Annotated in this window: 21 protein-coding genes, 1 tRNA gene and 1 pseudogene; 9 read left to right on the forward strand and 14 right to left on the reverse strand. The window is 71.7% G+C overall.

Annotated elements, in window-relative coordinates:
* Positions 1-8: 8 nt before the first annotated feature.
* The 11 genes from AB7J25_RS23530 to dnaA form a co-directional block, all read right to left on the reverse strand.
* A complete protein-coding gene (locus AB7J25_RS23530; protein WP_428512209.1) occupies positions 9-131 on the reverse strand; it encodes a DLW-39 family protein in 123 nt (40 codons plus the stop codon).
* Between the two features lie 37 nt (positions 132-168).
* Positions 169-245 (reverse strand) — tRNA-Ile (locus AB7J25_RS23535).
* An 80-nt stretch (positions 246-325) separates the two neighbouring features.
* The gene (locus tag AB7J25_RS23540; RefSeq protein ID WP_428512211.1) at positions 326-1357 is read right to left on the reverse strand and encodes a DUF3566 domain-containing protein; all 1032 of its coding nucleotides are present in this window, start codon (positions 1355-1357) and stop codon (positions 326-328) included.
* A gap of 37 nt (positions 1358-1394) precedes the next feature.
* A complete protein-coding gene (gyrA, locus tag AB7J25_RS23545; RefSeq protein WP_428512247.1) occupies positions 1395-4406 on the reverse strand; it encodes a DNA gyrase subunit A in 3012 nt (1003 codons plus the stop codon).
* 64 nt (positions 4407-4470) lie between these two features.
* Positions 4471-6450 carry a DNA topoisomerase (ATP-hydrolyzing) subunit B gene (gene gyrB / locus AB7J25_RS23550; RefSeq protein WP_428512213.1) on the reverse strand — a complete coding sequence of 660 codons (1980 nt, stop codon included), beginning with the start codon at positions 6448-6450 and terminating at the stop codon, positions 4471-4473.
* 356 nt (positions 6451-6806) lie between these two features.
* Complete coding sequence (locus AB7J25_RS23555) at positions 6807-7463, reverse strand: DciA family protein (RefSeq protein ID WP_428512215.1); 657 nt, start codon at positions 7461-7463, stop codon at positions 6807-6809.
* A gap of 9 nt (positions 7464-7472) precedes the next feature.
* Positions 7473-8642 carry a DNA replication/repair protein RecF gene (gene recF, locus AB7J25_RS23560; protein WP_428512217.1) on the reverse strand — a complete coding sequence of 390 codons (1170 nt, stop codon included), beginning with the start codon at positions 8640-8642 and terminating at the stop codon, positions 7473-7475.
* Entirely contained in the window at positions 8642-9574 is a 933-nt protein-coding gene (gene gnd, locus AB7J25_RS23565) for a phosphogluconate dehydrogenase (NAD(+)-dependent, decarboxylating) (RefSeq protein ID WP_428512219.1), read from the reverse strand. Before gnd ends, recF begins: the two co-directional genes overlap by 1 nt.
* A 63-nt stretch (positions 9575-9637) precedes the next feature.
* Positions 9638-10810, reverse strand: coding sequence for a DNA polymerase III subunit beta (gene dnaN / locus AB7J25_RS23570; protein WP_428512221.1), 1173 nt, complete (start codon positions 10808-10810; stop codon positions 9638-9640).
* A gap of 742 nt (positions 10811-11552) precedes the next feature.
* A complete protein-coding gene (locus tag AB7J25_RS23575; protein ID WP_428512223.1) occupies positions 11553-12479 on the reverse strand; it encodes a hypothetical protein in 927 nt (308 codons plus the stop codon).
* 144 nt (positions 12480-12623) lie between these two features.
* On the reverse strand, positions 12624-14237 hold the full coding sequence (gene dnaA, locus AB7J25_RS23580) for a chromosomal replication initiator protein DnaA (RefSeq protein WP_428512224.1): 1614 nt from the start codon (positions 14235-14237) through the stop codon (positions 12624-12626).
* Positions 14238-14621: 384 nt separating this feature from the next.
* Between dnaA and rpmH the strand changes: the two genes are divergently transcribed.
* The 9 genes from rpmH (at position 14622) to AB7J25_RS23625 (ending at position 20538) form a co-directional block, all read left to right on the forward strand.
* Complete coding sequence (rpmH, locus tag AB7J25_RS23585; RefSeq protein WP_428512226.1) at positions 14622-14759, forward strand: 50S ribosomal protein L34; 138 nt, start codon at positions 14622-14624, stop codon at positions 14757-14759.
* A gap of 5 nt (positions 14760-14764) precedes the next feature.
* Complete coding sequence (gene rnpA, locus AB7J25_RS23590; protein WP_428512228.1) at positions 14765-15112, forward strand: ribonuclease P protein component; 348 nt, start codon at positions 14765-14767, stop codon at positions 15110-15112.
* Positions 15109-15411 carry a membrane protein insertion efficiency factor YidD gene (gene yidD, locus AB7J25_RS23595; RefSeq protein WP_428512230.1) on the forward strand — a complete coding sequence of 101 codons (303 nt, stop codon included), beginning with the start codon at positions 15109-15111 and terminating at the stop codon, positions 15409-15411. Before rnpA ends, yidD begins: the two co-directional genes overlap by 4 nt.
* Positions 15405-16517: a membrane protein insertase YidC gene (gene yidC, locus AB7J25_RS23600; protein WP_428512232.1), complete on the forward strand. Its 1113-nt coding sequence runs from the start codon at positions 15405-15407 to the stop codon at positions 16515-16517. The genes yidD and yidC overlap by 7 nt, the downstream gene beginning before the upstream one ends.
* A 99-nt stretch (positions 16518-16616) precedes the next feature.
* Complete coding sequence (locus AB7J25_RS23605) at positions 16617-17132, forward strand: protein jag (RefSeq protein WP_428512234.1); 516 nt, start codon at positions 16617-16619, stop codon at positions 17130-17132.
* 6 nt (positions 17133-17138) lie between these two features.
* Positions 17139-17813 carry a 16S rRNA (guanine(527)-N(7))-methyltransferase RsmG gene (rsmG, locus tag AB7J25_RS23610; RefSeq protein WP_428512235.1) on the forward strand — a complete coding sequence of 225 codons (675 nt, stop codon included), beginning with the start codon at positions 17139-17141 and terminating at the stop codon, positions 17811-17813.
* Between the two features lie 44 nt (positions 17814-17857).
* Positions 17858-18748 (forward strand): ParA family protein, encoded by an 891-nt coding sequence (locus AB7J25_RS23615; protein WP_428512237.1) that lies wholly within the window; start codon positions 17858-17860, stop codon positions 18746-18748.
* Between the two features lie 6 nt (positions 18749-18754).
* Complete coding sequence (locus AB7J25_RS23620) at positions 18755-19723, forward strand: ParB/RepB/Spo0J family partition protein (protein WP_428512239.1); 969 nt, start codon at positions 18755-18757, stop codon at positions 19721-19723.
* 167 nt (positions 19724-19890) lie between these two features.
* Positions 19891-20538 carry a GNAT family N-acetyltransferase gene (locus AB7J25_RS23625; RefSeq protein WP_428512241.1) on the forward strand — a complete coding sequence of 216 codons (648 nt, stop codon included), beginning with the start codon at positions 19891-19893 and terminating at the stop codon, positions 20536-20538.
* A gap of 21 nt (positions 20539-20559) precedes the next feature.
* On the opposite strand, the gene AB7J25_RS23630 is transcribed toward AB7J25_RS23625, so the two are convergent.
* The 3 genes and pseudogenes from AB7J25_RS23630 to AB7J25_RS23640 form a co-directional block, all read right to left on the reverse strand.
* On the reverse strand, positions 20560-21717 hold the full coding sequence (locus AB7J25_RS23630) for an N-acetylmuramoyl-L-alanine amidase (protein ID WP_428512243.1): 1158 nt from the start codon (positions 21715-21717) through the stop codon (positions 20560-20562).
* Between the two features lie 192 nt (positions 21718-21909).
* A complete protein-coding gene (gene trxA, locus AB7J25_RS23635) occupies positions 21910-22236 on the reverse strand; it encodes a thioredoxin (protein WP_428512245.1) in 327 nt (108 codons plus the stop codon).
* Positions 22237-22267: 31 nt separating this feature from the next.
* Positions 22268-22480, reverse strand: a pseudogene (locus AB7J25_RS23640) (thioredoxin-disulfide reductase); the annotation flags it as partial.

Here is a 22480-nt window from a genome sequence, read left to right on the forward strand (position 1 = left end):
GGCGAACGTCAGACGGTGGTGGCGTCGTGCCAGAGGTCGTCCTCCTGGCGGGCGGAACGGACCTTCGCGAACACGAACGCGCCAGCGGCGAGGGCCGCAACGATGAAGATGATCTTCTTCACAGTGATCACGTCCTTGGGATTCGAGCGGAAGGTGGTGGTGTGGGAGTGGTGGGCCCAGCTGGATTTGAACCAGCGACCTCGTCGTTATCAGCGACGCGCTCTAACCACCTGAGCTATGGGCCCCTGCGCTGCGACGAGGTTACCTCAGCCTGAAGCGGTGCTTCTCACCGGTACCCCCCGGCTCTGACCTGCGGGAACACCGGTCAATCCCGCTCCGACAGCGTGACCTCGACCCCGCCGACGAGATCGGCGCAGACGTTGTAGATGAACGCCGACACGGTGAGCGCCACGGCCACCAGGACGCTGTTGATGATCCCGAACAGGGCTGCGTAGCCGAAGACCCGCCACGCGCTGATGAGCGACTGGCCGCCCGAGGCGCCGTCCCCGGACACGAGGTCGGAGTAGGTGCCGTTGAGCCGGTCCCACACTCCCATGACGTCCAGGACGCCGTAGAGCAGGCCGACGGCGACCATCCAGATCAGGAACAGCACCCCGGACAGCACCAGCGCGAGCTTCAGCACCGACCACGGATCGAGGCGCTTCAGCTGCAGCGCGGCCCGCCTCGGTGGGCGGTTGCGGGTGCGTATGGACGACCAACCCGCGCGCTCCGCCGCCGGGACGACCGGCGCGAGCCGGGGTGCCGTGTCACCCGGTGTCGCCGCGATGTCGCCGGGGGGCTCGACGAAGGCGGTGGGGACGTCGTCGAGGAGGTCCGTCGCCGTGGTGACGTGCTGTGCGGCGGCCGAGGCCTCCGCGATCTCCTCGTCGTCCGGGCTCGGCATGCGCCGCCACGGTGGCGGCGACGCCGCACCGGGCCCCGGTACGGGGACGGGGCCGGACACGGCGGACGGCGCCGGGATCGTCACCGTCGGCGACTCCGCCGACCCTGCGGCGCCGGGGTTCTCCCACGCCACGGGCTCGGTCTCGCGCGAGGGGGCGTCCCACGTCCCCCGGCCGCTGCCTGGCGCGGCGGCGAGGTCGGTCCGGTCGGCCGCGCCGTCGTCGGCCGGCGCCGGTGCGGCGGGCTCCACCGGGCCACCGTCGGCCGCGCCCGGATCCCCCTCCGCGGAACCGTTCGACCGTGGCGTCGGCGAGGGTCTGCTCCCGTTGTCGCTCTTCTCCCCCGCCGCACCGTTCCCGGCCGCCGCACCGTCCCCGCCGGACGCGACCGGCGTTCCGGTGCTGACCGATCCGCGGGCGTCGGGCTCGTCCGGCGTCTTCGTCGTGTCCGTCACGATCTCCTCGGTACTGGCTCGGGGCCCGTCGGGAGGATCAGCTCCCGCCGAGCTCGGCGTCGTCCGCATCGTCCTCCGCGTTGCGGGCGACCGCCAGGAGGGACGCGCCTTCGCCGAGGTTGATGAGCCGGACGCCCTTGGTCTGACGGCCGGCCTTGCGGACCTCGCGCGCCGACGTCCGGATGACGCCGCCGCTGGTGGTGATGGCGTACAGCTCGTCGTCGATGCCGACGACGAGCGCACCCACCAACGTGCCACGCCGCCGGTCGTACTGCAGCGTCAGCACCCCCTTGCCGCCACGGCCCTGGACGGGGTAGTCGTCGATCGGGGTGCGCTTGGCGTAGCCGCCCGCGGTCGCGACCAGCAGGAACGTGTCAGGGCGCACGACGGCCAGCGACAGCAGCCGGTCGCCCACGTTGAAGCGCATGCCGAGCACGCCGGACGTGGCGCGGCCCATCGGGCGCAGCGTCTCGTCGCCTGCGGTGAACCGGATCGACTGGCCCTCGGCCGAGACGAGCAGCAGGTCGTCGTCCGCGGAGCACAGCACCGCACCGACCAGCTCGTCCTCCTCCCGCAGGTTGATCCCGATGAGCCCGCCGGAGCGCGGGGAGTCGAAGTCCTCCAGCCGCGACTTCTTGACCAGACCATTTTTCGTCGCGAGGACGAGATAGGGCGCGGCCTGGTAGTCCTTGATCTGCATGACCTGCGCGATGTGCTCGTCCGGCTGGAACGCGAGCAGGTTCGCCACGTGCTGGCCACGGGCGTTGCGGTTGGCCTCCGGCAGCTCGTAGGCCTTGAGCCGGTACACGCGGCCCTTGTTCGTGAAGAACAGGATCCAGTCGTGGGTGGAGCACACGAAGAAGTGGGCGACGATGTCGTCCTGCTTCAGCGTGGCGCCCTGCACGCCCTTCCCGCCGCGCTTCTGCGCGCGGTACAGGTCGGTCTTCGTACGCTTCGCGTAGCCGGTCTGGGTGATCGTGACGACGACGTCCTCGACGGCGATGAGGTCCTCGTTGCGCACCTCGCCGTCGTCCGCGACGATCTGCGTCCGCCGCTCGTCGCCGTGCTTCTCGACGATCTCGGTGAGCTCGTCGCGCACGATCGCGCGCTGCCGCTCGGGGCGGGCGAGGATGTCCTGGTAGTCCGCGATCTCGCGCTCGATCTCGGCCAGCTCGTCGATGATCTTCTGACGTTCCAGCGCGGCCAGCCGGCGCAGCTGCATGTCGAGGATCGCGGTGGCCTGGATCTCGTCGACGTCGAGGAGCTCCATGAGGCCCTGGCGGGCGACGTCCACCGTCGCGGACGCCCGGATCAGCGCGATGACGTCGTCCAATGCGTCGAGCGCCTTGACGTAGCCGCGCAGGATGTGGGCGCGCTCCTCGGCCTTGCGCAGCCGGTAGCGGGTGCGCCGGACGATGACCTCGATCTGGTGGCGCACGTAGTTGCGCACCACCTGGTCCAGCCGCAGCGTGCGCGGCACGCCGTCCACGATGGCGAGCATGTTGACGCCGAAGCCGTACTGCAGCTGGGTGTGCTTGTAGAGGTTGTTGAGCACGACCTTCGCGACGGCGTCCCGCTTGAGCGTGATCACGATCCGCATGCCGATGCGGTCGCTCGACTCGTCGTTGATCTCGGCGATCCCGGTGAGCTTCCCGTCGCGCACCAGTGCCGCGATCGACTCGATCAGGTTGTCCGGGTTCACCTGGTAGGGCAGCTCGGTGACGACGAGGATCGCGCGGCCCTTGTTGTCGTCCTCGACCTCGACGACCGCGCGCATCCGCACCGAGCCGCGACCGGTGCGGTAGGCCTGCTCGATGCCTTCGCGGCCGACGATGAGCCCCGCGGTCGGGAAGTCCGGGCCGGGGATGCGCTCCATGAGCGCGGTGAGCAGCTCCTCGTCGGAGGCCTCCCAGTTCTCCAGCGACCACACGACACCGGCGCCGACCTCGCGCAGGTTGTGCGGCGGGATGTTGGTGGCCATGCCGACGGCGATGCCGACGCTGCCGTTGATCAGCAGGTTCGGGATGCGCGAGGGCAGGACGACCGGTTCCTGGGTGCGGCCGTCGTAGTTGTCCAGGAAGTCGACGGTCTCCTCGTCGATGTCCTGGAGCATCGCCATGGCCAGCGGGGAGAGCCGGCACTCCGTGTTGTGGCTGAGGAACCCGTTCGTGACGAACGCGTGGTCCGCCGCGTCCACCCGCAGGCTGTAGACGGGCTCGCTGCCCGTGGCGACGACGAGCTCGACCGGCGCCCAGCCGAAGAAGTCGACGTCCGGGGCGTCCGGGACCGCACGGGCCGGGTCCATCGCCGCGAGCTCGAGCTCCTGGAACGGCGCAGCGGACGGCGGCGCGGGCTCGGCGGTGGCGATCAGGTCGCCGGGCAGGAGCTCCTCGGCGAGCCTCCACAGCAGCGTCGGCTTGCCGTCGACGACCGCCCGGGACAGCAGCGGGTGGTTGCCGGTGCAGCGCAGCTCCCGCTCGCCGGCGACGACCGTGAGCACCTGGTGCGTCCCGGAGTGGTGGACGGCGGTGACCCGCACCGGCACACCGTGCAGACCGACGACCTTCAGGTCGACGTCGACGGTGGAGTCCGGCGCGATGCCCGGCACGAGGGCCGCGATCGGGACGGCCCCGTCCGGGGTGGCCACCGCGGTGTCGCCGGTGACGCAGTAGCGCATCGCGGCGGCAGGGTCGTTGCCGCGCGAGCCGAAGTTGCCCTGCCCGTCGATCAGCGGGTAGCGCATCGCCCACGGCTGCGCGAGCCGCACCAGGGCGTCGTAGATCGGGGTGTCGCCGTGGGGGTGGTAGTTCCCCATGACCTCGCCCACCACGCGGGCGCACTTGACGTACGCCCGGTCCGGGCGGAAGCCGTTCTCCCCCATCGAGTACAGGACGCGCCGGTGCACCGGCTTGAGCCCGTCCTCGACCAGCGGCAGCGCCCGGCCGACGATCACGCTCATCGCGTAGTCGATGTAGGAGCGCTGCATCTCCTGCTGGATGTCGACCGGTTCGATCCGGTCGCCGCCGCCGGCGGACGGGGGCGGCAGCATGGTGTCTGTCACGGGAGCCTTCTCGGTCGGTTCGGGGAACGCGGGGCCCAGGCTTCGGAGCGCATCAGACGTCCAGGAACCGGACGTCGCGCGCGTTGCGCGTGATGAAGGACCGGCGCGACTCGACGTCCTCGCCCATCAGGATCGAGAACAGCTCGTCGGCGGTGGCGGCGTCGTCCAGCGTGACCTGGAGCAGGACCCGGTTGGCGGGGTCCATCGTGGTCTCCCACAGCTCCTTGGCGTTCATCTCGCCGAGGCCCTTGTAGCGCTGGACGCCCTCCTCCTTGGGCAGCTTCCTGCCCGCCGCGCGGCCGGCCTCGATGAGCCCGTCGCGCTCGCGGTCGGAGTAGGCGAACTCGGGCTCGGCGTTGCGCCCCTGCCACTTGATCTTGTAGAGCGGGGGCTGGGCGAGGAACACGTGGCCGTGTTCCACCAGCGGGCGCATGAACCGGAACAGCAGCGTGAGCAGCAGCGTGCGGATGTGCTGGCCGTCCACGTCGGCGTCGGCCATCAGCACGATCTTGTGGTAGCGCAGCTTGGAGATGTCGAACTCGTCGTGGATGCCGGTGCCCAGCGCCGTGATGATCGCCTGGACCTCGGTGTTCTTGAGGACCCGGTCGATCCGCGCCTTCTCCACGTTGATGATCTTGCCTCGGATCGGCAGGATCGCCTGGTACATCGAGTCCCGCCCGGACTTGGCCGAGCCGCCAGCCGAGTCGCCCTCCACGATGTAGACCTCGGAGCGGGCCGGGTCCGTCGAGCGGCAGTCCGCGAGCTTGCCGGGCAGGCCGCCGAGGTCGCCCGCGCTCTTGCGCCGCACCAGCTCGCGCGCCTTGCGCGCCGCCATGCGGGCCTGCGCGGACTGCACCGCCTTGTTGACGATCGTGCGCGCCTCGGACGGGTTGCGCTCGAACCAGTCCGCGAGCCACTCGTTGCTCACGCGCTGGACGAACGACTTCACCTCGGTGTTGCCGAGCTTGGTCTTGGTCTGGCCCTCGAACTGCGGCTCCTTGACCTTGACCGAGACGATCGCGGCCAGGCCCTCACGGATGTCGTCGCCGGTGAGTGCGGGGTCCTTGTCCTTGAGCAGCTTCTTGTCCCGCGCGTAGCGGTTGACCGTGGTGGTCAGCGCAGCGCGAAATCCCTCCTCGTGCGTGCCGCCCTCGTGGGTGTTGATCGTGTTGGCGAAGGTGTAGACGGACTCCGTGTAGCCGGAGTTCCACTGCATCGCCACCTCGACGGCGTGGCCGTCGCCCTCGGCCGAGTAGGACACCAGCTTCTTGTGGATCGGGTCCTTCGTGCGGTTGAGGTGCGCGACGAAGTCCTCGAGCCCACCCGGGTAGCAGAAGGCGAACTCCTTGATCTTCGCGACGTAGCCCTCGGCGTCCGGTTCCTCGGCCGCGTGGCTGTCGCCGTTGCGCTCGTCGCGCAGGACGATCGTGAGGCCCTTGTTGAGGAAGGCCATCTCCTGCAGCCTGCGCTGGATCGTCTCGATGTTGAAGTCGACGGTCTCGAAGACGTCGGGGTCCGGGTAGAAGATGATCGACGTGCCGGTGCGGCGGGTCGCCTCCCCCTTGCGCAACGGGCCGGGGCGCGCGCGGTCGTAGTGCTGGCGGTAGACCGAGCCGCCCACGTGGATCTCCACGTCCAGCGCCGCCGAGAGCGCGTTCACCACGCTGACGCCGACGCCGTGCAGGCCGCCGGAGACGGCGTAGGACTTGCCGTCGAACTTGCCGCCCGCGTGCAGCACGGTGAGCACGACCTCGACGGCCGGGCGCTTCTCCACCGGGTGCATGCCGACGGGGATGCCGCGGCCGTCATCCACGACGCGCACGCCGCCGTCGACCTGCAGTGTGACCTCGACGCGCGTGGCGTAGCCCGCCATCGCCTCGTCGACGGCGTTGTCGACGACCTCCCAGATCAGGTGGTGCAGACCGCGCTCACCGGTGGACCCGATGTACATGCCCGGGCGCTTGCGGACCGCCTCCAGCCCCTCCAGGACCGTGATGGACGACGCGCTGTAGGCGTTCTTCTTCTCCGGCACTCGCTGCCCGTCTCCTCGGAACGAGGCCCGCTCGGCTCGCGGCGCATGCCGCAGGAGGAGGGGGCCGATCGACCGGACGGGCTCGGGGACCCGTCTCGTAACACCCCTCCATCATACCTGGCACGTTGCTGCAAACGCCCCTTAGACACCCTCAGCGGCGCCACTGAGCGGCGATCGTCACCTCAGGAGGGTGCGCGAGGCGGAGAACGGGTTTCGTTCAGGCTGACGGGCTGTCACGAGCCGCTGAACGGGCCGCAGATGCCGCTCGCCTCAGTTTATCGAGGTCGGGGGCCCGCACCGCACTCCTCGGCGCTTTGAGTGGCCCATTGAGCGGTGTGAGCGGCACCACAGGAGGTTCAGCCATAGGTGTCTCGGGGACCGCGCCCCCGGACGTGCCGCGGCCCGTGGCGCCACGACGGCCCCGACGGGCCCACGACCTTGACGCGGCGCACGACGTCGTCGCCCACCGCGGCGGCGATCTTCGCGACGATCTGGCGCTGCAGCTGCCGCAGCTGCGTCGCCCAGGCCGTCGACTCGGCCTGCAGCACGAGCTCCCCCTCGCGCAGCGACACCGGCGTGCTGTGATCGGCGATCTCCGGCCCGGCGATCTGCGGCCAGCGGCCGAGCACGGTGGCGCCGGTCAGCCGCGGCGACCAGCCACGGTCCATGGCCACCCGTGCGACCAGCCGCCCGAACGCCTGCGGATCCCGGTCGTCGGGACCCGGTCCCGACCAGCGCCTGCGGCGGCGACCCGCGACCGGTCGGGCCGTCCCGGACGCCTTCCGGGCGGCCTCCCGTCGCCTGTGCGCCGAGGCCTCACGGGCCGCGCGCAGCGCCTCCCGCGCGAGATCCGCGCCACGTGATCCGGACGGGGCACCGCCGTCCCCAGGGCTGTGGACGGATCCCTCCGCGCTGTGGACGCCGAACGGTTCACCGGTGTCGGTGGACGGCTGATTTCGCTGTTCAGAGCCGCTCTCAGGGGAGTTATCCACACTATCCACAGATTCGTCCACATATCGGGTTCACGACGACCGCCCGGCGACTGATTCCAGTTCGGACGTCACCGGCCCGGTGAGCACCGACCGCGGCCCGTCGTCCTCGCCGCGGCCGACCGTGTACCGGGTCCCGTCCAGCCCCTCCGGCACGTCCTCCGGCACCGCCGCGGTGACGAGCACCTGCTCCGCGGTGCGGGCCACGCCGGCCAGCGCCCGGCGGCGTCGCGTGTCCAGCTCGGCGAACACGTCGTCGAGGATGAGGACCGGTTCCACGTCGTCCGCGCACAGCAGACGGTACGAGGCGAGCCGCAACGCCAACGCCAGCGCCCAGGACTCCCCGTGACTCGCGTACCCCTTCGCCGGGCCGTCGCCGAGGCGCAGCTCCAGGTCGTCGCGGTGCGGCCCGACCAGGCACACCCCGCGTTCCACCTCCTGGCGGCGCACCCGGGCGAGCTCGTCGAGCATCAGGGCCTCCAGCTCGGCCGCCGTCGCGGGCAGCTCGTCACCTGCCCCCAGCGCGCTGCGGTAGCGCGCCGCCGCCGCCTCCGACGTCGGCGCCACCTCGGCGAACGCCACCGCGGCGAGCGGTGCGATGCCCGCCACCAGCTCCAGCCGGCCCGCGAGCAGGACCCCGCCGTGGCGTGCCAGGTGGCCGTCCCACACGTCGAGGGTGCGCAGGTCACCGCCCGCGCGGGCCGTCTTGAGCAGCGCCGAGCGCTGCCGCAGGACCCGGTCGTAGTCCGCGCGGACGCCTGCGTAACGCGGGAACCGCGACACCAGCAGGTCGTCGAGGAACGCGCGGCGCTCGCCCGGGTCGCCCCGCACCAGCGCGAGGTCCTCCGGCGCGAACAGCACCGTGCGCAGGATGCCGAGCACGTCGCGGACCTTCGCCACCGGCGCCCGGTTCACCCGTGCCCGGTTCGCCCGCCCCGGCGTGATCTCCAGCTCGACGGTGAGCTCGCGGCCGTGGTGCACGACCGTCGCCCGCACGATGGCACGCTCCGCACCACGGCGGACCAGTGGGGCGTCGGTCGCCACCCGGTGCGACCCGAGGGTCGCCACGTACCCGGCCGCCTCGACGAGGTTCGTCTTGCCCGCCCCGTTCGGCCCGACGAGCACCGTGACTCCCGGTTCGAGCGGCAGATCGGCGTCCTCCCACGAGCGGAAGTCCGCGACCGCGAGACGGCGCAGGTGCACTACCGCGCCGCGCCCGGCCCGGCCGGCTCGCCGGGCGATCCCGACGGCCCGGCCGCCTTGTGCACGGCGTGCCCCCCGAACTGCTGGCGCAGCGCCGCCACCGCCCGCATCGCGGGCGAGGAATCCTGCCGCGAGGCGAAGCGCGCGAACAGCGCCGCCGAGATCACGGGCAGCGGGACAGCCGCGTCGATGGCCTCCTGGATGGTCCAGCGGCCCTCGCCGGAGTCCTCGACGTAGTCCGTGAGCGCCTCCAGCCGCGGGTCCTCCTTGAGCGCCAGCACCAGCAGGTCGAGAAGCCACGACCGCACCACCGTGCCGCGCGACCACGCCTGGATGACCCCCGGCACGTCGTGGATGAGCGGCGAGGCCTCCATCAGCTCGAAACCCTCGGCGTAGGCCTGCATCAGCCCGTACTCGATGCCGTTGTGGACCATCTTCGCGAAGTGCCCCGCACCCACCGGCCCGGCGTGCGCGAAGCCCTCCTCGCGGGGGCCCTCCGGGCGCAGCGCGTCGAAGATCGGCATGGCGCGGTCGATGTCCTCCGGTGCCCCGCCCGCCATCAGGCCGTAGCCGTTCTGCTTGCCCCAGACGCCACCGGACACCCCGCAGTCCACGTAGCGGATGCCGTGCCCGTCGAGCAGCGCCGCGTTCACGGCGTCGTCGGTGTAGCGGGAGTTGCCGCCGTCGATCACGAGATCGCCCGCCGACAGGACCTCCGACAGCGACCGGACGGTGCCGCGGGTGACGTCGCCCGACGGCACCATCACCCAGACCACCCGCGGTGCGGTGAGCGCGGCGGCGAGCTCCGCGAGCGAGGCCACGTCGCTCACCTCGGGCCGCGGGTCGAACCCGACGACCTCGTGGCCTGCGGCGCGCAGCCGGTCCCGCATGTTGCCGCCCATGCGGCCGAGCCCGACGAGTCCGAGTTGCACGGGTCGCTCCTTGTCCGAGCAGTTCCTTGCCCGAGCAGTGCAGTCCGGGCGGTGGGGCCGGGATCAGCCTGGCAGGCGGACGGGCATCAGCAGGTGGAGGTATCCGGGCCGGGCCTTGTCGGCGTCGTCGCCGTCGTCGCTGTCCCCGCCGGGCTCCTCGGCCTGTACCGGGCGCACCAGCGCCGGGCGGCTCGGGGTGGTGAACGTGAGCTGAGCGCGCTCGGCGTGCAGGGCGCCCAACGCGTCGAGCAGGTAGCCCGGGTTGAACGCGATCGTGAGCGGTGCCCCGTCCAGCTCGCAGGCCAGCTCCTCCTCGGCGCTGCCGACGTCGTCGCCGCCCGCGGCCAGGCGCAGCCCGTCCTCCGAGAGTTCGAGTCGGACCTGCGCCACCCGGTCCGTCACCAGGGCCACTCGCTTGATCGCCTCGACCAGCGGCCCGACCTCGACGACGGCGGCGCTCGTGTGGTCGCTGGGGATGAGCTGGCGGAACCGGGGGAACTCGGCGTCCAGCAGGCGCGTGGTGGCCCGCCGCCCGCCGCCCGTGATGCCGAGCATCCCGTCGCCCGCCGACAGGGCGAGGCTCACCGTCCCCGCGCCCGCGAGCGTCTTCGCCACCTCGGCGAGCGTCCGCGACGGGATCAGCACCGCGCTCGAGACCCCGGCGAGATCCTCCCCCGGCGTCCACTCGAGCTCGCGCACCGCGAGGCGGAAGCGGTCCGTGGCCGCCAGGGTGAGCTGCGAGCCCTCGATCTCCAGCCGGACGCCGGTGAGCATGGGCAGCGTGTCGTCCCGGCCCGCCGCCACCGCCACCTGGGACACCGCCTCGGCGAGCACGTCCGCCGCGACCGTGCCGGCGAGCTGCGGCATCGCCGGCAGCTGCGGGTAGTCCTCCACCGGCATCGTCGGAAGCGTGAACCTGCTGTTGCCGCAGGCGATCGTGGCCCGCGCCCCGTCCACGACGAGATCGACGGGCTTGGACGGCAGGGCCCGCGTGATGTCGGCGAGCAGGCGCCCCGAGACCAGGACGCGGCCGGGATCGCCGATCGTCGCATCCAGCTCGACCCGAGCCGAGGTCTCGTAGTCGAACCCGGAGACGGTGAGCCGTTCACCGTCCCCGCCGGTGCTGGCCTCGACGAGCACACCACCGAGCACCGGAACCGGGGGCCGCGCCGGAAGGCTGCGGGCGACCCAGGCGGCGGCGTCGGCGAGGACGTCACGTTCGACCCGGAACTTCATGGTGGGACCTCATGGACGGACGGTGACGGGGCCCGCGCCGGGGCGGGGCCGTCGTCGGACGGCTGAGGGATGGGCGAGGGATGGCTGAGGGGAAACCTCGGTCGTCGGTGGTCGTGCGGGGGGCTCGGCACAGGGCCGGTCGGAGGGACGGCGTGGACCCGGGGGAAGCCGGGCCGGTGACATGTCGAGGCACCACCGTAGAGCCAATCGCCGTGGGGTGTCACGTCGGCCGTCCAGGGCCGATCCGGCGGCTCCCGCGCCCGTCCGTCCACGCCGTGGTTGTTCATGAAGTTCCTTCAAGAGAGAGAAACAGACGCAGGAACAGGGGCTGTGGGTGCTGTGGACAGGACTCGTCGTCGCTGGTCACGGCCCCGCGCCGGTGTGGAGCGGGATCGGGGGCACGCCGTGGACGGACGGGCCCTGTCGTGGATGGACGCCGGTGTCGGCGGGTTGTCCCGGTGCCGTTCCCGGGGTTGTCCACGGAACCGGCGCGCTCCGTCCACCGGCCTCGGTGAGTCTGTCCACAGACTTGTCCCCAGATGTGGGTGACGAGGGTGTTCGGTCGGGGACGGAGCGCGACCGGATCGCCCCGCTGCGGAGTGCCGGACGCCCACACCGTCGACCGCGTCGGGGGCCGTCCTCTACGCACGGTTGCCGGACGTGCGCAAAGAGCCACGCCGACGTGATCGTCAGCGGGCGGCGATCGTTGCCAAAACGTCGCCGAACGGTCGGTCCGCCGGCGTCAGGAGACGCGTGCCGCCAGCGCCACCGCGAGATCGCAGTTCGCGTCGTCGGTGCCGAAGGCGATCCCGGCGGTGGGTGAGGTGCCCTCGGTGGGGAACTGGATGTCGGGCACCTGGCCCGCCCCCGCGCCCGCTGCCGTCGTCGACACGTACACCAGCACGTTCCCGCGCCGCACCAGCACACCTGCCGCGCCCGCGAAGTCGCCGCTCGTGCAGAAGGCTTCGTCGCCCGCGCTCACGTCCTTGTTGAAGTAGGGCTGCGTCGACACGCTGATGCCACCACCCTGGTCGGTGGTGGTCCCCATCGCCTTCGTCCGTTCGTCGGTGTACATGCGCGCGGCGTCGGTCCCCTCGTGGCGGGCGACCCGCGCGAGCCGGCCGCCGTCTCCGGACTCGACCGCCCAGCAACTGACCTCCGCCTGCGGCAGCACCCGGTTGTCCAGCGCGACCCCGGCGAAGTCACCGAGCGTCCCCCCGAGCTGAACGAGGTCGTAGGTCCCGCCGAGGGTCGAGTCGACGTCCGCCGCCGACACCACGGTGCAGCCGGAGCCCGATCCGCCGACCACCGTCTCGCTCACCCGGGAGAATGCCCAGTAGGCACCGAACCCGACGAGGAGCACGAGAACACCGAGCAGGCCCAGCACGATGGCGACGACCTTGCCCGCGCCGCTGCCGCGTGGCGGGGGCGCGCCGGCACCGGGCGGGCCGTACTGCGGTGCGCCCCAGGGCTGCTGTGGCGGTCCCTGTGGCTGTCCGAACTGCGGTCCGAACTGCTGCCCGTACTCCGGTTGTCCGGGCGGGGACTGTCCGTACCGGGGCGGCCCGTGCTGCTGCCCGTACGGAGGCGGCCCGTACGGCTGTTGGGGCGGGTACCACCGGCCGTCCGGACCACGCGACCACCCGGGACCACCCGGCCCTGACGACATGCGCACTCCCCGGCTCGACCGGCCGGGCCGGCGGCCCGGCGCGCGATCAGTGTGACCGGGCCCGGTGCCCGAGTCGAGCGTGCAGGGTGTGGCGCGGGTCGAGCGCCCCACCGGCCTCGGGCGGGTGCGGGGGGCTGCGGGGACTCAGCGGCGGGCGCGCTGCTTGATCCGCGCCGTGAGCTCCTGGACCTGTTCGAAGGTCTTGCGCCGCTGCGCGATCTCGTTGCGGATCTTCTTGTCCGCGTGCATGACGGTGGTGTGGTCGCGGCCGCCGAACGTCTGTCCGATCCGCGGCAGCGACAGGTCCGTGAGCTCGCGGCACAGGTACATGGCGATCTGGCGCGCCGACGCGACCGCCTTCGTCTTGCCCGGCCCGCACAGCTCGTCCATGGAGAGGGTGAAGTACTCCGCGACGACGGCCATGATCGTCGGTGCCGTGATCTCGGACGTCGCGGAGTCCGGGATGAGGTCGCGCAGGACGATCTCGGCGAGCTGGGTGTCCACCGGCTGGCGGTTCAGCGACGCGAACGCGGTGACCCGGATGAGCGCGCCCTCCAGTTCACGGATGTTGCGCTCGATGCGCTGCGCGATGAACTCGAGCACGTCCCCCGGCACGGCGAGCCGGTCCTGGGCCGCCTTCTTGCGCAGGATCGCGATCCGCGTCTCCAGCTCCGGCGGCTGGATGTCGGTGATGAGGCCCCACTCGAAGCGGGTGCGCATCCGCTCGGCGAGGGTCTCCAGCCGCTTCGGCGGCCGGTCCGACGACACGACGATCTGCTTGTTCGCGTTGTGGAGGGTGTTGAAGGTGTGGAAGAACTCCTCCTGCGTCCCCTCCTTGCCCTCCAGGAACTGGATGTCGTCGACCAGCAGGACGTCGACGTCGCGGTAGCGCCGCTGGAAGGCGACCTTGCGGTCGTCGCGCAGCGAGTTGATGAAGTCGTTGGTGAACTCCTCGGTGGACACGTACCGCACCCGCATCCCGGGGAACAGGCGCTGCGTGTAGTGGCCCACCGCGTGCAGCAGGTGGGTCTTGCCCAGCCCCGAGTCGCCCCAGATGAAGAGCGGGTTGTACGCCCGCGCAGGCGCCTCGGCCACGGCGACGGCGGCCGCGTGGCTGAAGCGGTTCGAGGCGCCGATGACGAAGGTGTCGAAGATGTACTTCTCGTTGAGCCTCGTCTGGGACCGCGGCGCCGCCTGCTCGGCCGGTGGCGGGCCCGCATAGGTCGGCCACATCTCCTGCTGCGGGCCCGGTTCCGGCTCGGCCAGGGTGCCCGGCATCGCGGCGCCGTTCGCGACCGACGCGTCGAGGGCGTCCAGGTCGGCCGTCATCGCGGCGCCGTCGTGGCCGTTGGTCGTGGCCAGCAGGGCCGGGTCGCTCCCCCTGCGGTCCATGTGGCGGGCGCCGTCCGATCCGGGGTGACCCGGGGCCGGCTGCTCACCGCCGGGCTGGGGGACGTCGGTGCCGCCGGACGCCGCAGAGGCGTCGACGACGACCGCGAGGTTCACTGTCACGCCGAGGTGGCGGCCCAGCGCGTCGCTGATGGGGCGCCGCAGGATGCGCTCGATCGCGTCCTTCGCGAACTCGCTCGGCGCCGCCAGCAGCGCGGTGCCGTCGATCAGGCCGAGCGGGCGGGTGAGCCGCAGGAAGGCGCGCTGCTGCGGCGAGAGTGGCTGCCCGGGGGAGCCCGTTGGGGACCCGGACAGGTCGGCGATCACCTGGATCCAGACCTGGCCCAGGTCGCTCGTTCCGGTTGCCACGGGACGCCCCCCTTCCGGATCCCCCTGCGCATTACGCCGGCCGGCGGGCCGGAATCCGGGACTGATCATCCCCAGAGTTGTCCACATCTGTGTGCAAGCAGCACCGTACGCGGGAGCGCGAGGCACGGTGGGCACGGGACCGTCCCGGTGGGGATCTCACCCGGGTCGAACTGTGAGAGGGCACGCTAACAACAGCGGGCCCGTGCCACAACCCGGCAGCACGGGGGTGGTTTGACCCCCCGTTCCGGGCTTGCGTACTCTTCTCCTCAGGCGTGTGCGCCGCCGTCCGGGCTTCCGGCGGGGATGCGCACCGCATCCCGTGAAGACCCGAGTGCAGACCGACGGCGGACCCCGATGCCCGCCCGTCGACCAGGAGAGCCCGCCGTGAGCAAGCGCACCTTCCAGCCGAACAACCGCCGCCGCGCGAAGACGCACGGGTTCCGGCTGCGGATGCGCACACGCGCGGGGCGCGCCATCCTCGCCGCCCGGCGCAGCAAGGGTCGCTCGCGGCTCTCGGCCTGAGCCCGGTGCTCCCGGCCGGCTCCCGGCTGACCCGCCGGGAGGAGTTCGCCTCGGTGATCCGCCGGGGCCGACGAGGTGGCCGGGAACGTCTGGTCGTGCACCTGGACGTGGACGGCGCTCCCCCGCCGCGGGCCGGCTTCGTCGTCAGCCGCGCCGTCGGTGGGTCGGTGGTCCGCCACCGGGTCGCCCGGCGGCTGCGCCATCTCGTCGCCGCCCGCCTGGTGGGCCTCCCGCCGAGCACGCGCCTCGTCGTACGGGCGCTCCCGCCGGCCGCCACGGCGTCGTCGGCGGAGCTGGCCGCCGACCTGGACGCGGGGCTGCGTGGCGCGCTGCGCAAGGCCGGTGCCCGGTGACGGACCGTCCCTCCCTGCTCGCCCGGTTGCTGCTCGGTCTGCTGGCGGTGTACCGCCGCTGGATCTCGCCGGCACTCCCGCCGACGTGTCGCTTCTATCCCAGCTGTAGTGCATATGCCGTCACGGCCGTGCGCAGGCACGGTGCGTTGCGGGGCACGTGGCTCACCGCCGGACGCCTGCTGCGCTGCGGTCCGTGGCACCCTGGGGGGGTCGACCACGTTCCGCCGCGCCGTGATCGACAAGGCGGCCGTCCCGGCAACCGCCCGGTCCAGGACCACGAGGAGCAAGCCCCGTGCTGAACTTCATCTACTACCCCGTCTCCTTCATCCTCTGGTTCTGGCATCAGGCGTTCGGGTACGTCCTCGGCTACTCCAGCGGCATCGCCTGGGCCCTCGCGGTCGTCTTCCTCGTCTTCACGCTGCGGCTGCTGCTGTTCAAGCCGTTCGTCCACCAGGTGCGCTCCATGCGGAAGATGCAGGAGTTCGCACCGGAGATGCAGAAGCTCAAGAAGAAGTACGGCAACGACCGCCAGAAGCTCTCCGAGGAGATGCAGAAGCTCCAGCGGCAGGAGGGCTTCAACCCGCTCGGTGGCTGCCTGCCGGTGCTGGTGCAGGTGCCGGTGTTCATCGGCCTGTTCCACGTGCTGAGGGAGTTCCAGCCGGGCGACCAGGAGAACTATTTCTTCGACGCGGAGGGCGTCGAGTCGTTCGTGAACTCGAGCCTTTTCGGGGCCAAGCTGAATGCGTGGCCTGCGATGGGCAGCGAGCAGCTCGCCGCGCTCGGGACGTCGATGACGTCGATGCTCATCGTGATGATCCCGCTGATGATCGCGGCGGGCATCTTCACCCACATCACGGCCCGGCACTCGGTCGCGCGACAGACGCAGGCACAGCGGGACGCCAACCCGCAGGCCGAGATCATGAACAAGCTGATGCTGTACGTCTTCCCGATCGGTGTGGTCGTCGGAGCGCCGTTCCTGCCGCTGGCAGTCCTCCTCTACTGGGTCGCCAACAACCTGTGGACGCTCGGTCAGCAGTACATCGTCTACCGGAAGATCGACGCCGAGGAGGCGGAGAAGAAGACCCGCGCCGCGGAGGTCTCTCAGACCCGCGCACCGCGTCCCGGCCAGAAGCCGGTCCGCCCGGAGCGGTCGACCTCGAGCCAGCCCGAGCGCCCCGCGAAGATCTCGGGTGGCAAGCCCGTCACGCGCAAGCAGGCGTCCGCGGAGGGTGCGGCGAACGCAGCGCCCGACGCCTCGCCGAACGGGTCCGGCTCGGCGAAGGAGTCGGCGAAGGAGTCGGCGAACGGCGCTGCTGGCTCCTCTGCTGGCTCGTCCGAGGGCGGCTCCGCGAACGGCACCACCCCCCGTCAGCCGGCCCGCCGAGGTGGCAAGAAGCGCCGCTGACCCACGAACCACCGGCGGCTGCCGACACCCGGGCGGCCGCGGCACCGGTGTCCGGGCACCGCCCCGGGCACCGGTGCGTGACATCGGAAGGAGATGCACGTGCCGAAGTCCGACGGAGCAGCGGAGGGCGGCCGTGGCGCGGTCGTCGCGGAGGATCAGCTCGTGCGCGAGGGCGACATCGCCGGTGACTACCTCGAGCGCCTGCTCGATGTGCTCGACTACGACGGCGACATCGACCTCGACGTCGAGGCGGGACGGGCGATCGTCAGCATCGACGGCGGCGAAGATCTGGAGAAGCTGGTCGGCGACCGCGGCTCGGTGCTCGAGGCACTGCAGGAGCTCACCCGGCTCGCGGTGCAGCAGGCGTCCGGCAACCGCAGCCGCCTGATGCTCGACATCGCGGGCTGGCGTCAGTCACGCCGCGACGAGCTCACCGAGTTGGGCATCCGCACCGGCCGCGAGGTCCTCGACGGCGGTAAGCCGGTGCGCCTGCGGCCGATGACGCCGTTCGAGCGCAAGGTCGTGCACGACGCCGTCGCGCGGATCAAGGGCGTGTCGAGCGAGAGCGAGGGCGAGGAGCCGCGGCGCCAGGTCGTCGTGTTCCGCAACCCCTGAGGCGCGATGTTTCACGTGGAACATCCGGCGTCCACTGTGTTCGGCGACCGGCTCGCCCTCGCGCGCCGCTACGCCGAGCACCTCGCGACGACGGGCGTCGAACGTGGACTGGTCGGGCCGCGCGAGGCGGAGCGGATCTGGGACCGGCACGTGCTCAACTGCGCGGTCGTCGCAGAACTCGTTCCCGACGGCGCACGCGTGGTCGATATCGGCTCGGGAGCGGGGCTGCCCGGGATACCGTTGGCGTTGGCCAGGCCCGATCTCCAGATCGTTCTGGTCGAACCGCTCGCCCGGAGGGTCGAGTGGCTCGTCGAGGTTCTCGACGATCTGGATCTGGACGTCCGGGTCGAACGGGGTCGGGCGGAGGAGGCCGCGGTGCGACGACGATGGGAAGGTGCCGACGTGGCGACCGCCCGTGCCGTCGCTCCCCTGGCACGGCTGGCGGGGTGGGCGCTCCCCCTGCTGCGCCCGGGGGGCACACTGCTCGCGGTGAAGGGTGCGTCCGCGCCCGCCGAGGTCGAGCGGGACGCGGCCGCGGTGCTGCGGGCCGGTGGCCGTACCCCCCGGGTGGTGCGCTGCGGGATCGGCCTCGTCGACCCCCCGAGCACCGTTGTCGTTGTCGAGAAGCAGGGCCGGCCGACCGGGCGTCCGGCGCGACGGAAGAAGGGTCGATCCGCGTGACCTACGACGTGTCCGCGCCCCGTGTTTCACGTGAAACATCGCGCGTGCGGTCGACCGACTGGACCCCGATCGCCGAGGAGGCGGAGAGGGCGGCGCGCGTGCTGCACCCGGACCGCTATGCCATGCCACGGCCGACCCATCGGCGAATCCTCACCGTCGCCAACCAGAAGGGCGGCGTCGGGAAGACGACGAGCACCGTCAACGTCGCAGCGGCGCTGTCGATGCACGGCATCCGGGCGCTGGTGATCGACCTCGATCCCCAGGGCAACGCGAGCACGGCGCTCGGCGTCGAGCATCGCGTCGGCACCCCCTCGGTGTACGAGGCGCTTCTCGGTGAGATCCGCCTGACGGACGCGGTCGTGGTGAGCACCGCGTCGCCACGGCTGCTCTGCGTTCCCGCGACGATCGACCTTGCGGGCGCCGAGATCGAGCTCGTCAGCATGGTCGCCCGGGAGAACCGGCTGCGGCAGGCGCTCTCTCCCGAGGTCCTCGACGACCTCGACGTCGACTACGTCTTCGTGGACTGCCCGCCCTCGCTCGGCCTGCTCACCGTGAACGCGCTCGTCGCTGCCGCCGAGGTGCTCATCCCGATCCAGTGCGAGTACTACGCGCTGGAGGGCCTGGGGCAGCTCCTCAGCAACATCGACCTCGTCCGCGCACACCTCAACACGGAGCTGCACGTCTCGACGATCCTGCTCACGATGTACGACGGCCGCACGAAGCTTGCGGACCAGGTCACCAGCGAGGTGCGCGAGCACTTCGGCGACACCGTCCTGCGCACGGTCATCCCGCGCAGCGTCAAGGTCTCCGAAGCGCCCGGCTACGGGCAGACGGTGCTCGCCTACGATCCCGGCTCGCGCGGCTCGATGAGCTACGTGGACGCCGCCCGGGAGATCGCCGAACGCGGAGCCGTCGGCTCCCCGACCGGAGGGTAGGCCGCGATGGCGGAGCGCAAGGGTGGACTCGGACGCGGCCTGGCGGCGTTGATCCCGACCGGTGCCGCCGGGGTCGACGCTCCGGCGCGCGCCGTCGGCGCCGTCGCGCCGGCCTGGTCCCGGCAGGACCACGGGGCGCCACGCCCGGCGCCGGACGCCGAACCGCTGCCGGTCGAGGGCACGGTCTACCGCGAGATCGACGTGACGATGATCCGCCCGAACCCGCGCCAGCCGCGCACGGTGTTCGACGAGGAGACCATCGCGGAGCTGGAGCACTCGATCCGCGAGTTCGGCCTCCTTCAGCCCGTCGTCGTGCGCGAGCGCCGCGGCGGCTACGAGCTGGTGATGGGCGAGCGTCGCTGGCGGGCCGCGCAGCGGGCGGGACTTCGGAGCATTCCCGCGATCGTCCGGCAAACCGGCGACGACGAGATGCTGCGTGACGCGCTGCTGGAGAACATCCACCGCGTCCAGCTGAACCCGTTGGAGGAGGCGGCGGCCTACGAGCAGCTGCTGGAGGAGTTCGGGGTCACCCACCACCAGCTCGCGGACCGGCTCGGTCGCAGCCGGCCCGCCGTCACGAACACGATCCGGTTGCTCAAGCTCCCGGTGTCGGTCCAGCGCCGGGTCGCCGTGGGCGTCCTGGCCGCGGGTCACGCCCGGGCGCTGCTCGGCCTGGACGATGCCGCGCAGCAGGAGCAGCTCGCCGTACGGATCGTCGCGGAGGGGCTCTCGGTGCGTGCGACCGAGGAGGCCGTGCTCCTCGCCCGGCAGGGCAAGCCGGAACGCCGGCGCCCGGCGCGGCGCACGGCGCAGGCCCCGGAGGCGGTGCGTGAGCTCGCCGACCGCCTCTCCGACACCTTCGACACGACCGTCAAGGTCGAGCTGGGCCAGCGCAAGGGCCGGATCGTCGTCGAGTTCGGTTCGGTCGAGGACCTGGAGCGCATCGCGGCGCTCATGACGCCGCCGTCACCCTGATGGTCTGGTTTCACGTGAAACCAGACCGGTCGTCGTAGTCCAGCCGCCGGTCGCCTCACCTGGGGTACCGTCGGTGTCTGCATCGATTTATCGTCGGGGTTGTCGGCGCACCGTGCGGCGGCAACCCATTCGCATCTGCCGCCGGAGGTTGGCCGTTGTCCTGGCACATGGCGGCTCTCACGCTCGACAACCTCGACGATCTGCCCAAGCGGTGTCGTCGCTGCGTCTTCTGGGAGCTCTCCCCGCATCTCGCCAACCAGGCCGTCGAGTTCGGCTCGGTGGAGTTCGAGAAGGAGGCGTGGGTCTCCGAGGTGCTGCTCGAGTGGGGCTCGTGCGGCAAGGTCGTCTACGTGCGCGGCGTGCCCGCAGGTTATGCCATCTACGCGCCGCCCTCCGCGGTACCCAGGGCCCAGGAGATGCCGACCGGGCCGGTGAGCGCGGATGCCGTGCTTCTCACGACGATGCAGGTCATGCCCGAGTTCTCCGGCGAGGGACTGGGTCGCCTGCTCGCGCAGTCCGTCGTCAAGGACCTCACGCGCCGCGGGGTGAAGGCCGTCGAGGTGTTCGGCGACGCCCGCCCCGGCACCGAGCCGGGCTGCGTCATCCCCGCCGACTTCCTCAGAGGCGTCGGATTCAAGACGATCCGCCCGCATCCGCGGTGGCCGAGGCTCCGCATGGAGCTGCGCTCCGGGATGACGTGGAAGGAGGACGTCGAGGCGGCGCTCGAGCAGCTGCTGACGTCCGTCAGCATCCCCATGCAGTCCACGGGGCCCGTCGAGCAGGTCGAGCGACCGGCGCGCGTGCCCGCGTACTGACTCGGCTCCGGGGCGGGGCCGTCAGATCGCCTGCGCGCCCCGCTCCAGCTCGCGGGCGAGCACGTCCGAGAACGTGAACGTGCCGGTCGGCTGGTCGTCCTGCCCGAGCAGGTACAGCCGTTTCACGGCGACGAGGACACCCTCGGCCACCACGTCGCGGAAGTTCGGGTCGAGCAGCTTGCGCCGGTCGCCGAGGTGGGTCAGGTAGCCGACCTCCACCCGCACCGCCGGCATCCGCGTGAGCCGTAGCAGCTCCCACGTCCGGCCCTGGCTGCGGCAGTCCATCATCGACGTGCGGATGAGCAGCTCGCGCTGGATGAGACCGGCGAGCGCCTCCCCGACCGTCGAGGTCGACCCGGAGCCGTTGCCGAAGTGGAACGTCGCGATGCCCTGGGCGTGCAGGCTGTGGTTCGCGTCGGTGTGCAGCGACAGGACGAGATCGGCTCCTGTGCTGTTCGCGAGCGCCGCGCGCTCGGACTCCAGCGGGCAGGTGTCCTCGCGCCGCGACAGCATCGCCTCCATGCCGGTGGCCGACATGCGGCCGACGATCCTGCGGGCGAGGTCCCACACCAGGTCGGCCTCGGCGATCCCCGCCACTGTCACCCCGCGATCAGGGCCGCCGTGCCCCGGGTCGATCACGATGCGTTTGCCGCGCAGCCGTGGACCCGCCCGGCGCAGGGACTCCTCCTCGCGCAGCAGGTGCGGGCGGCCGCCGGTGGCGCGAGGCGCGCCGAGGAGCCGCAGCGCCCGCAAGGTGTCCGGGCCGCAGACCCCGTCCGATACGGCGCAGAAATCCCGCTGGAACGCCCGGAGCGCACGCTCGGTCTGCTCGTCGAACACGCCGCTGGGCCGGCCGCTGTCGTAGCCGAGCTCCAGCAGGCGCTCCTGCAGCGTGACGACGTCGTCGCCGCTCATGGGCGACGAGATGAGCAGCGCGAGCATCCGATCGCCGAGCTTCCAGCCCGCCTCCCGCAGCGCGCGGTACGTGGCCGAGCCGACGATCCCGTCCGTGATGAGCCCCCGACGTTGCTGGAAGGCCCGCACGGCGTGCTCCACGACGTCGTCGAAGTACCCCTCTCCGGCGCGGGGCGCCCGCGGGGCCAGCAGGCCGTACTGCCGGAGCATCCTGCAGACCTCGACGACCGCCGGACCGCTGTCCCCTCGGCGCAGCAGCTGCATGCACCCCTCGCTCGCGTCTCGTGGGCGCCGCAACGCGGCGCTGGGCGGCCTACATTGTGCCCTGCGTGGTGGTCGGCACCCGATCGAGGGGGCGCTCCCGGCGTGTCCTGCGACGCGAACGGGTGACGGTCCGGACACAGAAACGGCACGGTCCGGGACGCCCGGGCCGTGCCGTCATCCGTTCGGGCGGATCTACAGGTAGTCCGACAGATCCGACAGCAGCGCCGCCTTCGGCTTGGCACCGACGATCTGCTTCACCGGCTTGCCGTCCTTGAACAGGATCATCGTCGGGATCGACATGACCTGGTAGTCCCGCGCGGTGGCCGGGTTCGCGTCGATGTCGAGCTTTGCGACCGTCAGCTTCTCCTTGTTCTCACCCGCGATCTCGTCCAGCACGGGCGCCACCATCTTGCACGGCCCACACCAGGCCGCCCAGAAGTCGACGAGCACGGTCTTCCCGCTGTCGATCACGTCCGACTGGAACGTCGCGTCGGTGACGTCGACGGTGTTTGCTGCCATGGATTCTCCGTTTCCCGGTGTGCTTTCTCGGTCAGTGTGCGACGGCCGCGACATCGGCGGAATCGGCGCCGTAGCCGCCGCCGACGAATTCGGTGTCGAGCGGCGCCTCGGCAAGCCAGCGCTCCGCGTCGATCGCGGCGGCACAACCCGATCCGGCCGCGGTGACCGCCTGCCGGTACGTGCGGTCGACGAGGTCGCCGCAGGCGAACACGCCGGGGATCGCGGTACGCGTGCTCGGCGACTC

Origin of the sequence: Pseudonocardia sp. (assembly GCF_050246655.1) — a bacterium.
Lineage (GTDB): Bacteria > Actinomycetota > Actinomycetes > Mycobacteriales > Pseudonocardiaceae > Pseudonocardia.

What these genes read in the sequence shown, in the direction of transcription:
- trxA (WP_428512245.1), bottom strand. Translation starts at nt 22,236, where the DNA reads ATGGCAGCAAACACCGTCGACGTCACCGACGCGACGTTCCAGTCGGAC.
- AB7J25_RS23625 (WP_428512241.1), top strand. Translation starts at nt 19,891, where the DNA reads ATGGCGGCTCTCACGCTCGACAACCTCGACGATCTGCCCAAGCGGTGT.
- rsmG (WP_428512235.1), top strand. Translation starts at nt 17,139, where the DNA reads ATGTTTCACGTGGAACATCCGGCGTCCACTGTGTTCGGCGACCGGCTC.
- dnaN (WP_428512221.1), bottom strand. Translation starts at nt 10,810, where the DNA reads ATGAAGTTCCGGGTCGAACGTGACGTCCTCGCCGACGCCGCCGCCTGG.
- AB7J25_RS23620 (WP_428512239.1), top strand. Translation starts at nt 18,755, where the DNA reads ATGGCGGAGCGCAAGGGTGGACTCGGACGCGGCCTGGCGGCGTTGATC.
- AB7J25_RS23630 (WP_428512243.1), bottom strand. Translation starts at nt 21,717, where the DNA reads ATGCAGCTGCTGCGCCGAGGGGACAGCGGTCCGGCGGTCGTCGAGGTC.
- gyrA (WP_428512247.1), bottom strand. Translation starts at nt 4,406, where the DNA reads ATGCTGCCGCCCCCGTCCGCCGGCGGCGGCGACCGGATCGAACCGGTC.
- AB7J25_RS23575 (WP_428512223.1), bottom strand. Translation starts at nt 12,479, where the DNA reads ATGTCGTCAGGGCCGGGTGGTCCCGGGTGGTCGCGTGGTCCGGACGGC.